Source organism: Thermosipho affectus (assembly GCF_001990485.1).
In the GTDB taxonomy this organism is placed as follows: Bacteria; Thermotogota; Thermotogae; order Thermotogales; family Fervidobacteriaceae; genus Thermosipho; species Thermosipho affectus.
Map to the genome: position 1 here is coordinate 17,698 of NZ_LBFC01000005.1, position 14,993 is coordinate 32,690.

General features: G+C 32.3%; 14 protein-coding genes, 1 tRNA gene, 1 other RNA gene and 1 riboswitch. Of the genes, 6 read left to right on the plus strand and 10 right to left on the minus strand.

All coding sequences use genetic code 11. The annotated features are described in order from the left end of the window. Positions 1-47 precede the first annotated feature (47 nt). The 7 genes from XJ44_RS01270 to XJ44_RS01300 are packed head-to-tail and all read right to left on the minus strand — an operon-like array spanning position 48 to position 6,925. The gene (locus XJ44_RS01270) at positions 48-731 is read right to left on the minus strand and encodes a hypothetical protein (RefSeq protein ID WP_075665272.1); all 684 of its coding nucleotides are present in this window, start codon (positions 729-731) and stop codon (positions 48-50) included. Between the two features lie 35 nt (positions 732-766). Then, on the minus strand, positions 767-1,705 hold the full coding sequence (locus XJ44_RS01275) for a radical SAM protein (RefSeq protein ID WP_077197809.1): 939 nt from the start codon (positions 1,703-1,705) through the stop codon (positions 767-769). Then, on the minus strand, positions 1,702-2,487 hold the full coding sequence (locus tag XJ44_RS01280) for an NAD(P)/FAD-dependent oxidoreductase (protein WP_075665274.1): 786 nt from the start codon (positions 2,485-2,487) through the stop codon (positions 1,702-1,704). Before XJ44_RS01280 ends, XJ44_RS01275 begins: the two co-directional genes overlap by 4 nt. Next, positions 2,472-3,026 (minus strand): cysteine hydrolase, encoded by a 555-nt coding sequence (locus tag XJ44_RS01285; RefSeq protein ID WP_075665275.1) that lies wholly within the window; start codon positions 3,024-3,026, stop codon positions 2,472-2,474. The genes XJ44_RS01280 and XJ44_RS01285 overlap by 16 nt, the downstream gene beginning before the upstream one ends. Continuing rightward, complete coding sequence (locus XJ44_RS01290; RefSeq protein WP_077197810.1) at positions 3,023-3,913, minus strand: radical SAM protein; 891 nt, start codon at positions 3,911-3,913, stop codon at positions 3,023-3,025. Before XJ44_RS01290 ends, XJ44_RS01285 begins: the two co-directional genes overlap by 4 nt. A gap of 10 nt (positions 3,914-3,923) precedes the next feature. Beyond that, positions 3,924-6,245: an ATP-dependent DNA helicase RecG gene (recG, locus tag XJ44_RS01295; RefSeq protein ID WP_143608959.1), complete on the minus strand. Its 2,322-nt coding sequence runs from the start codon at positions 6,243-6,245 to the stop codon at positions 3,924-3,926. 2 nt (positions 6,246-6,247) lie between these two features. Further along, positions 6,248-6,925 (minus strand): ABC transporter ATP-binding protein, encoded by a 678-nt coding sequence (locus XJ44_RS01300; RefSeq protein WP_075665277.1) that lies wholly within the window; start codon positions 6,923-6,925, stop codon positions 6,248-6,250. 56 nt (positions 6,926-6,981) lie between these two features. On the opposite strand from XJ44_RS01300, the gene XJ44_RS01305 reads away from it, so the two are divergent. The 6 genes from XJ44_RS01305 (at position 6,982) to XJ44_RS01330 (ending at position 12,180) form a co-directional block, all read left to right on the plus strand. Then, positions 6,982-7,593, plus strand: coding sequence for a thiamine diphosphokinase (locus XJ44_RS01305; protein WP_077197811.1), 612 nt, complete (start codon positions 6,982-6,984; stop codon positions 7,591-7,593). Continuing rightward, positions 7,572-8,624, plus strand: coding sequence for a 1-deoxy-D-xylulose-5-phosphate reductoisomerase (locus XJ44_RS01310; protein WP_077197812.1), 1,053 nt, complete (start codon positions 7,572-7,574; stop codon positions 8,622-8,624). The genes XJ44_RS01305 and XJ44_RS01310 overlap by 22 nt, the downstream gene beginning before the upstream one ends. Further along, positions 8,616-8,807, plus strand: a riboswitch (cobalamin riboswitch). It overlaps the preceding gene by 9 nt. 58 nt (positions 8,808-8,865) lie before the next feature. Beyond that, positions 8,866-9,747 (plus strand): ABC transporter substrate-binding protein, encoded by an 882-nt coding sequence (locus XJ44_RS01315; protein WP_075665280.1) that lies wholly within the window; start codon positions 8,866-8,868, stop codon positions 9,745-9,747. Then, on the plus strand, positions 9,744-10,721 hold the full coding sequence (locus XJ44_RS01320; RefSeq protein WP_075665281.1) for a FecCD family ABC transporter permease: 978 nt from the start codon (positions 9,744-9,746) through the stop codon (positions 10,719-10,721). The genes XJ44_RS01315 and XJ44_RS01320 overlap by 4 nt, the downstream gene beginning before the upstream one ends. A 25-nt stretch (positions 10,722-10,746) precedes the next feature. Beyond that, on the plus strand, positions 10,747-11,553 hold the full coding sequence (locus tag XJ44_RS01325) for an HAD-IIA family hydrolase (protein WP_077197813.1): 807 nt from the start codon (positions 10,747-10,749) through the stop codon (positions 11,551-11,553). Between the two features lie 6 nt (positions 11,554-11,559). Beyond that, the gene (locus XJ44_RS01330) at positions 11,560-12,180 is read left to right on the plus strand and encodes a sigma-70 family RNA polymerase sigma factor (protein ID WP_077197814.1); all 621 of its coding nucleotides are present in this window, start codon (positions 11,560-11,562) and stop codon (positions 12,178-12,180) included. Positions 12,181-12,270: 90 nt separating this feature from the next. Here XJ44_RS01330 and ssrA read toward each other — a convergent pair. The 3 genes from ssrA to XJ44_RS01345 form a co-directional block, all read right to left on the minus strand. Next, positions 12,271-12,629: a transfer-messenger RNA gene (ssrA, locus tag XJ44_RS01335) on the minus strand. Positions 12,630-12,687: 58 nt separating this feature from the next. Continuing rightward, positions 12,688-12,775: transfer RNA gene (locus XJ44_RS01340), tRNA-Leu, on the minus strand. 616 nt (positions 12,776-13,391) lie between these two features. Then, positions 13,392-14,450: an SLC13 family permease gene (locus XJ44_RS01345; protein ID WP_077197815.1), complete on the minus strand. Its 1,059-nt coding sequence runs from the start codon at positions 14,448-14,450 to the stop codon at positions 13,392-13,394. Positions 14,451-14,993 lie beyond the last annotated feature (543 nt).

The following is a 14,993-nucleotide window of genomic DNA, read 5'->3' on the forward strand; positions in this document are numbered from 1 at the left end:
AAAAAAGGCCGAGGATTTCCTCGGCCATATAAACATTTAATTTAAAATTATTCTCCTTCCAATGGGGTACCTTTTGATGCCTCATCAAGAACAGAATTCAACGCTTTGAAGAAGTCTACTCCTTGTTTTCCCAATTTTCCCACTGTTTGACTTACAAGTGCTTGAGATTCAAGGATTGATAACAGATTTGTTGGATCGTAGAAATACAAAACGTGTAATTCAACAATATTTCCCTTTCTTACTTCCCAACTTGCATATTTTAAAGCTCCACTCACAATAGCATTCGCCATAACCTTAGTAATTCCTTTATAAGCACTAACGGCTGCCTCAACAAGCTGTTGACTTGCTTTTTCTTCGTTGTTATTTGTCTGTACACTTTGTAATTGTCCTTCAACAACTTTTCTAAAGGTTTCAACTTTTGCATTTAAAAATTCCGCAATTTTACCTAAAGCTTGCGTCCTTGCTGCATTCTCTGCAATTGACATATTTACTCCGCCACCAACATTTACTCCTTCAAAAAGGAAAAGTCTCCCTTCACGTGCAAGTTGCGCAACTTTTGCTTCGTATGAATAACTTACTTGCACATTTTCTGCTTCTTTAGGTAATTTCCATATCCTAATCCCTTGCGCTTCAATATACCTATCCTTTGGTAATAAAAAGAATATAGCTCCAACAACCAACGCAGCAGCTAAAACACCCACACCTATCCACAATAACATGTTGTTTTCCATGGTATCACCTCCTCAGGAAATATTATAACATTAAGTTATTTAATTACAAAATTATATCCATATTTTAATTGCTCATTTTCCATCAAATGTTTTTGTACATACTGCCCACAATTACTACCTATTTTATTTTCCTCCAACTCTCCAATACTTATTATAACATCATACCCATTACTCTTTAGTTTATCCACAAAATATTTGTGATTAACTGGCATAAAAGTCTCAAGATCAATATCTGACTCTAATCCATTCTTTGTAGCAGAATAAGTGGGATTTACAGGCGTGATTTTTATTAAAAACTTATCCTTATCAAAATACTTAATTATCACATCTGGATCAACTATATTCTGCTTTGCAAGTGCAAAATTCAATGTGACTTTTCTATCTTTTCCCTTCACAAACATTTCTCCATATTCTGCAATTTTTCCAAAATCCCACTTTTTAATGGGAATAATTTTATCGCGTTGTTTTAAATCTGTTGAATGAATAGAAAACTGCAACTGAAAACGACCTCTATAGTGTTTTTCTTTTAATCTAAATAATCTTTCAAAAAATTCATCAGTCCCCACTGGTGCAACTGTTGAAATAGATGGCATTAATCCAGGTGCGTTTAAAATACCAGGAAGTTCTTCTAAGACATCCAATACACCTTCATTTAAAGCGGGCTCTCCCATCCTTGCAAATTGAATTTTAAATTTTTTAACGGGCACATTTCTACCATACCTTGTATCTACCAAAAATAATATTTGCTCAATTATTTCTTCCTTTGACAACTTTCCATTGTAAAATCCCCCAGCATCGCACATTAAACAACCTACTGGACAACCGTTCAACGTGGAAACTATCAACACCCACTTTTCATCCCTTGGTATTGGAGGTTGTATAGATTCCACAAATTCCACAATGTTTCCCTTTGAAGTCTTTGCAAGGTATACATATGCAACTTTTTCATTACCAAATCTCTTTAATATTTTCAACACCCATCCCTCCTCAAAATCTTCATTCCTACCATAATACCATCACCTACTGCAATTGATGCTTGTCTGTAATTTGGATGCGCAACATCACCTATCAGATGGACATTCTTTGCTCTTAAAAAAGATAAATCTATCTTTCGCCCTATAGCAAGTAAAAGTGCATCAAAACGATAAATATTTTCTTTTGTCCTTATTTTAATAAAGTCATTAAAATTTAAAACTTCTTCAATTTTTTCACCCAAACGCATCTTAATTTTAAGAGATTTTGCTATATTATAAAGTCTTGGCAATGCCTTAATTTTTTTACTTCTAGAAAATAAAACAACATTTTTTCCTTGAAGTCTTGCCCTAATTGCGCCATCAAATGCCACATCACCTGCTCCATAGATTGCCAAATTTTTAGACCTTGGAAGATCTCTATACTCATACACAACCTTATCATTTTCAAATTCCTTTATTCTATTTGGTACAGTTCCAGTGGCAATTATTATTTCATCGAAAAAATAATTGTCTTTTTTGGTAATTATCTTGTTCTCTTCTACTATAACGACTTCATCTTTAATAACTTCAACATTGTATAAATTCAAAAATGACACCATATTTTTCACAACATCTTTTCCAGATGCTGGCTTAAAAATGGGAATATTTTCCACTCTCCAAGCATTGATTAACATTCCGCCAAGTTGTTTCTTTTCAAAAATTGTACAATCTATTCCATACCTTTTTAAAAAAACTGCAGCAGAAATCCCTGCAGGGCCTCCCCCCACTATTCCAACGCGCATAAAATTTCCTCCGTTGAGGAAATAATTGCAAATCCATGAGCTAGTGATTTCAACGACGAAAAATGATAAAATTCATTTTTATCCCAAAGCGCATCTTCTACCATAACAATATTAAATCCCCTTACAAATCCGCTTCTAGCCGTTGTTTCACAACAAAGATGAGTCATAACTCCAGTTATTATCAAATCAGTTATACTTTCTTTTTTTAAATAATCCTCCAAATCCGTTTTATAGAATGCATCATATGTATCTTTTTTTACTATTTTTTCCACAACAAAATATGGGTCTATACTCTCCACTACATTTCCCCACCATCTTCTCATATTCTCCGAAGCTCCCACGTGCAATGTCGAAACAATGGGATATCCTTTTTCTTTAAATTTATCTACTAACTTCTCTATATTTTCAAAAATGTTTTCAATCCCACTCAAATAAGCTGGGCTTTTTTCATCAAAAAAATAGCTTTGAACATCTATAATTAACAAAGAAGGTCTATTTAAAATGAGGGGATGTTTTTTTCGCTCTCTATAAAAATTCATTCTAATAACTCCTTTACCATATTTTCCAAATCTTTATTATACTCAAAGAAATTATATGGGATATCTCCAGGTTTTTCGTTATAATAAGGCCTTGTGCAATGTTTACATCCAGATGTTAAAAAGGCCCTTCCCAAATTTTCTTCGTACCTATAATTTATCTTTTCCAACATATTTCCTTTAAACACAAAAGTATCCATTGAAACTTCCTTTTCAAAAATTAGATACCTTGCCAATTGAATCTTTCTATACCTATTTCTATCTGGAGGTATTTTATCTTCTAATTTAGTCCCTTTTATCGGAGTAAACGCAAATAATGCAACATTTACACCAAAATTTTTCATGTTATAAAAGAAATCAATCAATTCTTTATCACTTTCTCCCATTCCAACAATAACATGAGTGGTTATTCTACCAGGATATTTTTCTGCAGCACTCTTTATCAAATTCATTAACTTCTTAAAATCTCCTCCTCTAATCTTACTAAATAACCTTTCATTAACCACATCAACTGATAAACCAATTGAATCAATTCCAAGCGAAAAATAACTATCTATTTCTTCTAAAGTTAGTGCCCTTACTGAAACAGAAATTACCTTTCCCTTTAAAATTTTTAAAACTTCTTCTAAATCCCTTCTATATCCTCTATAACTTACAACCTGCAAACATATTCTCTTTACATTTATATTTTTTAAATCATCACTTGAAACCTTTTTCCAAACAACTCTAGATAAAAACTTATTATCCACATCCACACTTCTTGCATGGGAACAAAATCCACAATCAAAAACACACCTACCATCAAGCATAAAATAGGCTGTATCCATCTCAATTTTTTTCTTTACATGACCCAAAAGACCTAGTGTTCCATAAGATGCTCTCAATACCATATTATTCACCTCAACTAACATCTAAAAATTCTATTCTTTCCCTATACAATGTCTTTACATGCTCTATCAATTTTCTGTATGCATCCATATTTTCCACTATATACTTTGCATCTTCCCTTGCCTTTACAATAATATCTATATCATTTACTATATCTGCTACTTTAAATTCAGGAAGCCCATGTTGTTTTACTCCTAAAAACTCTCCCGGCCCCCTTAATTTTAAATCATATTCAGAAATTTTAAAACCATTGTTTGTCGATGCGAAAAAGTTCAACCTTTCCAAAGTTTCTCTTGAAACATTTCCCACAGTAAGAAAACAATAAGATTGTTTATCTCCCCTTCCCACTCTTCCTCGAAGTTGGTGAAGTTGCGCAAGTCCAAACCTTTCTGCGTTTTCAATTACAATCACAGTAGCTTGAGGTACATCTATTCCTACTTCAATAACACTTGTCGAAACAAGGATTTTTATCTCACCTTTTAAAAATCTATACATCGTCTCATCTTTTTCAAAATCACTCATTTTACCATGAATCAATGCAATAGGAATATTCTTAAAGATTTCATCCTTTAATTTTTCATACATAGTAACCGCTGCTTTTACGGAAAGCTTTTCCGATTCATCGATTAAAGGATATACTATATACGCCTGTCCACCATTTTCAATTTCTTGCACAACAAATTTATACACATCTTCTATTTTTGTTTGATGAACCACAAATGTCTTTATAGGTTTTCTTCCTTTTGGCATTTCATCAATTATAGATACATCTAAATCTCCATAAACAGAAAGGGAAAGGGTTCTTGGAATAGGCGTTGCAGTCATAACTAACGTATCCACCAATTTTCCTTTGGTAATAAGTTCTTTTCTTTGTCTTACACCAAATCTATGTTGCTCATCAATTACCACTAATCCTAGATTTTTAAAATGTACATCCTCTTGTATAAGTGCATGTGTTCCAACTATTACATCTATATCTCCATCTTTTAACATTTGTTTTATTCTATTTTTTTCAGAACTAGAAGTTGCTCCTAAAAGCAATGCTACTTTTATTTTAAATCTTGATAGATGGTCATATATCTTTTTGTAATTTTGTATAGCTAAAATCGATGTTGGCACCATTACCGCAGATTGAAACCCTGCTTCATGGTTATCCAAAATTGCAAGCTCTGAAACTATAGTTTTTCCAGAACCTACATCTCCCTGCAACAATCTATTCATAGGTTTATTAGATTTCAAATCCTCTTGTATCTCTTTATACGCTTTTAATTGCGCATTGGTTAATTTAAATGGGAGTTCTTCTAATAATTTTGAAGAGTAAATTCCGTCAAAATTCTTCGAGATTCCTCCAACAAATTCACTTTCCTTTTTTGTTAATAAAAAAGCAATCTGTAAATACAACAACTCTTCGTATGCCAGTCTAAATCGTGCCATTTTTTGATGGTATACACTCCTTGGAATGTGCATACCTGTATATGCTTGATATATATCCAATAACTCCCTTTTTTTCCTTATATCTTCAGGTATAACTTCTTTATAATTATAAATGTTATAAAGGTTTTCTTTAACAACCTTTCGAATGACATGTTGCTTTATCCCTTCGGTAAGCGAATAAATAGGAATAATTTCCCTTTTTGAACTTTTTACCATCTCAATTTCTGGATTGTGTATTTCAAGAGCACCGTAAAAGCCCTTTTTTACAGTTCCAAAGACAAACACTTTTTTGCGCAAAAAAGTCTTTAAGATATTTTCCATAAAATCTTGATTAAACCATTTTAAAAGAATTTGATACATTCCATCTGCCAAAACAGCACTAACTATTGAAACACCACTTTTTTTTATTTTTTCAACTGAAGTTAAAACCCCGGTAGTAACTATTTTTTCATCTTCTTTAATTATGGAAAGTGGAATTATTTTTCTTCTATCTTCATAATCACGTGGAAAGTAATTTAGCAAATCTTCCACCGTATTTATTCCCAATTTTTTCAATTTTTCAGCCCTCTTTGGACCTACACCTTTTAAATATTTCACAGACATTTTAAGTGATTTTAAATTTTCAAACTTTTCCACCTTATATACCAAATACATTTTCCTAAATCTTTTTACCATACCCGGAATATAACTCATGCGTTTTTCTATTCGCTCTTTTGGCAATTTTTTCATAGCAATTATATAATCATAAAAATCCTGAAGTTTATTTGAAACTTCAGGAATACTCACAAGAGGATCATCTATTTTTTTCATGTTTTCTTCAAAAAACTCAATTAATTCTCCAAAATCTTTTATATTTTCCACATAATCCAAAAATTCCTCGATTAAAAATGGAATATACAATTTTACCCTCCTGTTGATACTATCTTTCCACTATCCATCCTAATTATCCTATGAGCTTTTTTGGCAACGTTTGGATCGTGAGTTACTATAACAAAAGTTGTACCTAACTGTCTATTCATATCCAATATGATTTCCATAATTTCTTCACTGTTCTTTGTATCTAACGCCCCTGTAGGCTCATCTGCCCACACTATTTTGGGATTATTTATCAGTGCACGTGCAATTGCAATCCTCTGTTGCTCGCCACCAGACATCTCATTAGGATATGCATATGCCCTGTGGCTAATATGCAATCTTTCAAGCCACTCAAGCGCTTTTTTTCTTATCTCCCGTATACCAAATTTTTTTGAGATCAAAAGTGGAAGCTCAACGTTTTCAACCGCATTTAATACTGGAATTAAATTAAAAAATTGGAATATAAATCCCATATATTTGGAACGAAAAATAGTTTTCTCATCTTCTTTCATTTTCACAAGATCTTTTCCAAGAACTTTTATACTTCCTGAGGTAGGTTCATCAAGCCCTGAAAGACAATTTAAAAGTGTAGTTTTTCCACATCCAGAAGGCCCTAAAACCGCAACTATTTCTCCTTCTTCTATCTCCAAATCTACACCCTTTAAGGCTTCTATTTTTTCATTTTTTCCATATAATTTTGTTAATTTTTTTGCTTTAACAATCATTTTCTTCACTCCATGTTATAATTTCTCATGTAATATTATAACATGGGAGGGATAACGTGAAAGCAACAATAATATTAAATGGAAACGCAAAAGAAACATTGTACATTAACTCGGACATAATAATTGCAGCAGATGGAGGAGCAAAAGTTTTAAAGGAAAGGGGTATTCTTCCAAATGTCATTATAGGAGACTTAGATTCTTTGGATAATGATACTTTGGAATATTTCAAAAAAAATAACGTTGAAATCATTGAATACCCGAAAGAAAAAGATGAAACGGACTGTGAAATAGCAATTAAATACGCATTTGAAAATGGATACGACGAAATCGAAATATTAAATTTTTTTGGAGAAAGACTTGATATGATACTTGCTTTATTTGGATTGATGAAAAAATTTGACACAAAAATTTTGTTAAGATCTGAAAAATTAGAATGTTCCATTATCAAAAATACATTTGAAAAAAATGTGAAAATAGGAGAAATCTGGTCTTTTATTCCAATTTGTAATGCAAAATTCAAACTAGATGGTTTCAAATACACATTTGACGGGGAAATGAACATAAAAAATCCCATTGGAATTAGTAATGAAACTAATTCTAAAAATATAAAAGTACAAGTTTTTGAAGGAGAGGTGATTTATTTTAGATGGTTGAAAAAACCGTTGTGATTCTAGGTGCTACAGGTTCAATTGGCATTCAAACATTAGACGTAATAAAAAAACTAAAAGGATATAAGGTAACTGGAGTTGTATTTGGGCAAAATAAAAAACTTGGGGAAAAAATTGTAAAAGAATACAATGTAAATTTTTATTACTCACAAGTATTATCAAATGTCTCTTCCATAGAGGAACTTTTGGAAAAAACAACCCCAGATATAGTTGTTGCGGCAATTCCTGGGTTTAATGGTGTTATATCCACATTCCAAGCAATTAAATTCACAAAAAGACTTGCCCTTGCCACAAAAGAGGCCTTAGTTTGTGCAGGACCATTGTTAAAAAAAGCTTGTAAAGATGTAGAATTAATACCAGTTGATAGCGAGCATTCTGCCATCTTTCAGATTTTTGATGAAAACGTAGAAAAAATATTAATAACCGCATCAGGTGGCGCAATAAGAGAATATGATAACATAGAAAACCTCACTCCAAAAGAAATATTAAAACACCCTGTATGGAATATGGGACAAAAAATAACAGTCGACTCATCAACTATGATAAATAAAGCCTTTGAAGTAATTGAAGCATATGAATTATTTGAATTAGACACAATAGATGTATTAATACACCCCACGGGCACAGTTCATGGTGCAGTTTTCTTGAAAGACGGTACAGTAAAAATACACTTTGGATTCCCTGATATGAAAATACCAATTTCATATGCACTGACTTATCCAAAGAGAATGTATATAAACCTAAATTGGCCAGAGTTTAAAGGGGAAAATTTTATTTTTACAGAGGTAAGTGAAGAAAAATACCCCGCTTTTTTTTATGGTAAAAAAATTATTAAAGATCTTGCAAAAAGAGTAGCATTTAACGCAGCAGATGAAGTTGCAGTAAATATGTTTTTGGAAAGTAAAATAAAGTTTCACAATATCTCAAAGATAGTTATAGACACCTGTGAAAAAATAAATGGCAAAATAAGGGATTTAGAAGATGTTTTTGAAGTAGATAAACTTGCAAGGCAAATTGCAAATAATTTTTGATGTGTTATAATTTACGTGAAATACATTTCTTCTAAAAAAAGGGAAGCCGGTGGAAATCCGGCACGGGGACGCCACCGTAACCGGGGACGAAATCAGTACAAATGCCACTGGGGAAAACCTGGGAAGGCGCTGAAAGTAGGATGAACCGGGAGTCGGGATACCTTTTTTTAGAAGGAGAAAGCCACCTTTACGGTCCCTAAAGGTGGTCGATTTCTTTTAAATATAACCAGGAGGTGAAGATATGAAAAAACTAGGGGTTTTGTTTTTAGTTGTTCTTAGCTTTATTGCATTTTCAATTTCTATTGTAGATGATGCAGGAAGACTGGTTGTCTTTGAAAAAACGCCTGAAAAAGTCGTTTCTGCAGCACCAAGTTCAACTAAATTTTTATTAAAACTTGGATTAGACAAAAAAATAGTCGGAGTTACAGATTGGGATAGCTTTAACGCAGAAAAGATTGGAAATATGGTACCTTTAAACATTGAAAAAATTTTGTCTTTAAACCCAGATGTTGTGATTATCTTTGGCGGGTTTCAACTTCCAGAAGTTGAAAAATTAGAAAAATTTGGAATAAAAACATTGGTACTTAATCCCGTTTCCTTAAATGATGTAGCAAGAGACGTAATGTTACTTGGAAGTGTGTTTGGCAAGGAAAAAGAAGCAAAAATGATAAAAGATGAAATTTTATCAAAATTGAAAGATTATGGTACAAAAACTGCAAAAATTCCACTTAATGAAAGACCAAAAGTATTCTTTACAATTACAGTACCCAACGATGAAACAAAAGATTTATGGACTGCAGGAACGGGCTCCTACATAAACGAACTCATTACTATTGCTGGTGGAGTAAATATCTGTGCACCATACACAGGAAATAACGGTTGGTTCTCTGTAAATTGGGAATTCTTAACTATAAACAACCCAGATGTAATAATAATAGCAGGATATGGTGATCCAAATCAAATAAAAGAAAAGATAAAGGGAAATAAACTCTTTTCATCTTTAAAAGCCGTTAAAAATGACAAAGTATTAATTATTGATGGAAATGATATTAGCTCAATCTCACCCAATATAGTAAAATACCTTGATATATTCTATAATTTCTTTTACGGAGGAAATAAATGAAAAAATTTCTTAATCCTAAAACTGGGAGGATTATCCTTCCAGTTTTCTTTCTTTTAATTTTATTCTTAAATCTTTCAATAGGTAGTGTCAAATTACCAGTTTCTTATATATTCAATGCTCCAAATGAAAGAATTAAATTTTTAATATGGAATGTAAGATTCCCCAGAATTTTAATGGGAATAATTTCTGGTTCAATATTAGCTTTAGTAGGAAATATTTTTCAAACAATAATGAAAAATCCATTAGTTGATCCATACCTTATTGGTACATCTTCTGGCGCAGGATTTGGCGCAGTACTTGCAATATACGCTGCAGTTTCACTCAACAAAATATTCAGTGTAAACTTTTTCTCTTTTTTATTTTCCATAATAGCCTCACTTCTTGCCATCCTCCTTGCAAAAAGAAAAAATATAATCCCTATAACGCATCTTATTTTATCCGGTGTTTTAATAAGTACAATATTTTCTTCCGCTACTATATTGTTAATTAGTCTATCGAGAAAAACTCTTACAAGTGCCCATATTTGGTTGTTTGGAAGTCTTTCAGGGATAACATTGGATGATCTTATCCTTCCATTTTCTGCACTAATTATTCTTTTTTTATCTGGATATATAAAAAATAAAGAATTAGATGCTATAGCATTAGGTGAGGAAGAAGCAAAACTTCTTGGTGTTGAAACTGAAAAAATCAAGTGGTTTTTTTATCTACTAGGTTCTTTTTCAATTTCTGTCATAGTATCAAAAACTGGAATTATAGGTTTTGTAGGATTGATAATCCCTCATGCTGCAAGGATTTTAACAGGTCCCAAACATAAATACAGCTTAATGGGTAGTGCATTACTTGGTGGAATATTCCTCTCTATTTCAGATACAATCGCTAGAACAATTGCCTCACCTATTGAGATTCCAATAGGTGTTATCACTTCTTTTATTGGTGCACCACTTATGTTTATCCTTTTAAAAACTAAAAAATAATGTATAATTCTATTGAGGTGATTACATGAAATTAATGTCAAAAAATGCCTTAGAAAAACTAAAAAAGGTAAAGTTATTTGTTTTAGATATCGACGGTACATTTTCACTTAGTGGAAATTTATTACCAGGCTCAATATCTTTTGCAGAAAAAACAAAAAAACTAAATAAAAATTTTGTCTTTTTAACAAATAACTCAAACAAATCTACAGAGTCTTATCTAAAAGAATTTTCAAAAAATGGACTATCTATAACAGAAAATCAAATTTTCACAGCAGGTATTGAAACGGCAGAATATCTTTTTGATAAATTTGGTCCTAAAAAGGTTTTCATTGTCGGAAATAATGAAATAAAAAATATTTTTAAAAAAGTAGGACATACAATCGTGGAAACTTCAGAACCTGAAGTCGTAATTGTAACTTTTGATAACACACTTAATTATGAAAAACTTGCTAAAGCTTCTTCCTACGTCTCTAAAGGTAAACTCTTTGTATTAACAAACCCAGACTTAAACTGTCCATCAAGCATTGGCCCAATACCAGATACAGGGGCAATAGCAAGTGTAATAACCAAAGCAACAGGAAAAAAACCGGATATTGTTTTTGGAAAACCAGATCCTTTAATTTTAGAAATGATAATGAAAAAAAATAACGTAGTAAAGGAAGAAACTTGTGTTATCGGTGATAGATTATACACCGATATATTATTGGGAAAAAGAGCAGGTGTTCTAACTATTTTGGTTCTAACTGGAGAGGCTAAAGAAAGTGATATTACAAATATAAAACCTGATATAATTGCAAAGGATATCGGTGAAATTTCACAACACATCAGGTGATAAAAAGTGATAAAATACAATCTTAGGATGAAAAGAGTTGAAAAATTAGTTGAACTTGCACAAAGCGGATTAATTGAAGCATTAGAATTGATAATTGAAAAGTATTATCCAATGGTCGTAAAAATATCATCAAAATATTATGCTCCATGGGCAGAATTTGAAGACATAATCCAAAATGGTCTTATCGGACTTATCAAAGCCGTTTTTTACTTTGACTCTGAAAAAAGTTCTTTTAATTCCTTTGCATGGAGAAGCATAGAAAGCGAAATTAAAACTTTTATAACATATCTAAATAGAAGAAAAAATAAAATCCTTTCAGAATCATCGAGCATAGATAGTCTAAATGAAGCAGAGGGATCAGAACAAGCAGATTATTCACTAGAAGATAAGAACTCAAGTGTTATAAAAAACGCATTTATTCAAATAATAAAAGAAAAAATCATGAACTATCTCAAAGATATAGAAATAGATATTTTTGAAATGTGGTTGGAAGGCTACACATACAAAGAAATCGAAAAAAAGCTAAACATAAATTTAAAAAAAATAGATAACACTGTACAAAAAATTAAAAGGATCGGAAAAACAAAAATTGACAAATTCATACTGGATCAAATTTTCTCTAATTAACCCTCATTCCCCCCTAAATATAGACATTTCATAAAATTATTTTCACAACTAATAAAAAAATAAAGAGACCGGAAAATAACCGGTCTTATCTGGTGGAGGCGGCGGGAATCGAACCCGCGTCCGAAAGCAGAACCCTCCGAGCTTCTCCGAGCGCAGTCCGTGTTTTTTATTCGGAGCCAAGATGCCCACGGACAGGCTTCTTGACTCCTATCCTCCCTCTAATTTCGCGGCTTTGAGTGGAAGGAAGACTCAAAGCCACTAGACCGGTTATGTCACGCCCTATCCAGAACCCCGGTCAAATCCTGGTAGGACGGCAGCTTTTTAAATTAAGCTGCTAATGCTAATTCTTCATTGGCATTTATCTTTTCCCCGTGCTTTTTTACGAGAAGCACGGAAAACTCGGCTCGCTTCTCGGAGGATTCCACCCCCGTCGAAACCAGTTCGCCCCCTCAATATGGGACCTTAAACGTAATTTTTTGTTCAAAAAAAGGTCCCATTCTGGGGACCTGGTGCCGAGGGCGGGACTTGAACCCGCACGGGCTATACGCCCACATGGCCCTCAACCATGCGTGTCTGCCTATTCCACCACCTCGGCTCACAATTCCTATTATATCATTAAACATTAATTCCGTCAACATTATTTTATGATTTTTTCGCGTGTGTTCTTCACACAATTCATAAAATTTTACCAATCACTTTAAAAAAATAAATATATCTCAAATACTTTTAAAAAATATATTAAAACAAAAAATCAAAAATTTTTTCTAAAATATTCTAACTAAAATAATAAAAAAACAAAAATGGGGTATAAAAAATCCATTTCCATCCTTTTCAGAAAAAATATCTTTCCAACTACATGGGGAAAGAAGGTGCCAATTTACATAAAATGGAAAAATCCAAATAGTTTTTTGACTTCCATACAAGCAAAAAAACACAGAAAAAGACACAAAAGATAAAAAAAGGCAATTGAAAATTGAATTTACTAGCCAATATGAAACTAATCAGCTACCCAAATGTTAAAAAATGTTCTATAAATCACAACTATCATTTTACAACCTTTGGTCAAAATTTAGGAGTTGTTGGAGTAAATAGTGAATATACCTAAGCTCATAAAAAGTAAAAGAAAAAGCATAAATTGAAAAACTTTTTTCTGAAATATTGTTTATTAATAACGCATGTCTTGGTTAATATTAGCAATATAAACAATAACATTAAATATGAATTATATAAACCAGCACTCCTATTCCAAAAAACACAAAACCGTAAAAGTGGAATTTTAACAGGAATGATTTTGCTCTTCCATATTTCATTTTGTAAAGCCTGTACGTTATCAGGTTTGCCATAGAACTGATCAAAGTTCCACATCCCCCAACATTTACACCCCATAACAACGCTTTCCAATCTTTGGTAAAATCTGCAAAAAGTAATGCACTAGGAACATTACTCACTACTTGACTTCCCAACGCTGAGAAAAAAAATACTTCAAGTGATCCGTTAAGTTCGAATTTTAAAATATGCATTAGATTGTCCGTAAAACCAAAAAATGCGAAGAACGTAGCTAACAAGAGATAATCAACCATTAAACTTCTTCTATCATACAAAATAGCATAGAGAACAGGCACTCCTCCAATTTCTATAGGCAAAATTTTTAATACAGAAAGGGCAAATAACAGAAAAGAAATCAAATAAACATACGCCTTGGTACTATGTTTTTTTATCTCCAATGCTTTACTTCTCTTTGCTCTACATTTTCCCACAAAGCTGAACAGCAGTATCACAATAAGTGTTATACCGCTGAACGGTGCGATAGTTTTAACAAACTCCAGAGGATGAAGATTGTAATAGTAATAAATGAATATGTTCTGAGGGTTTCCAAAAGGTGTAAGTGAAGATGCGACGTTGGCTGTAATAGTTTCTAAAACTACAATAAGTTCCTTCCTTTCAATTTTCATTGATAAGGTTAGAGGTATCACTACAAAAAGTGCAACATCATTCGTTACAAACATAGAAAGCAGCGCTGCAAAAAATATCAATTTCTGTGGCAAATAACGTTTCTGCGAAAGTTTTAAAGAAACATTGTGAAAAAAGCCACTCTTTTCAAGACCTTTGACCATCACGAGAAATACAAAAAGAACGTAAAGGACCTTGAAATCGGCAAGATTGTACATGGGAAAACGCTTCAGCCAGAGACTTGTCACGACCAATCCCGAAAGAGTAAGTATAAAAAACCACTCATCCAACAAGTTTGATACAAATATCTTTATGTTCATACATCGCCTCCATTATCCATCCGTTACCATACTCCTCTTCCAGTAAACCACAAACTACTTTTCTTCATCCCTCTTTCTCATTACAGATTTTGAAAAAGATAGTTAGATCCTCCTATCAAATTGTCGAAATGGCAGAAAAGACCATAATCTCGAATAAATACAAGAAATCCCAAAGAATTTTCATCTCTTTCAGGAAAGAGTACCTTTCCAACTCTTACGTTCTTCAACCCGCATGAATACTTTTATTTCAACTCATTTTTTCCGTACCTATTCCCATCCTATCATTTTTTTGCAAAATGTCCCTCTTTTTTCTTTCACTTTCCATTTATTTATGCGGTTCCCAGACCTTTTTTCGGTTTTCATTTATTCATACGGTTTCACAAAATTCTTAATTCAGACCAAATAAATATGGATTAAATATTATTTGCTATTGTGTTATTGTTTTATTTTCATCTATGCATCCACATAATTATATAATACTTCTTACTTTTTTCAAGTTTTTTACACTTAATATTCTTGGATTCTATAATTAAAATTCTTTCT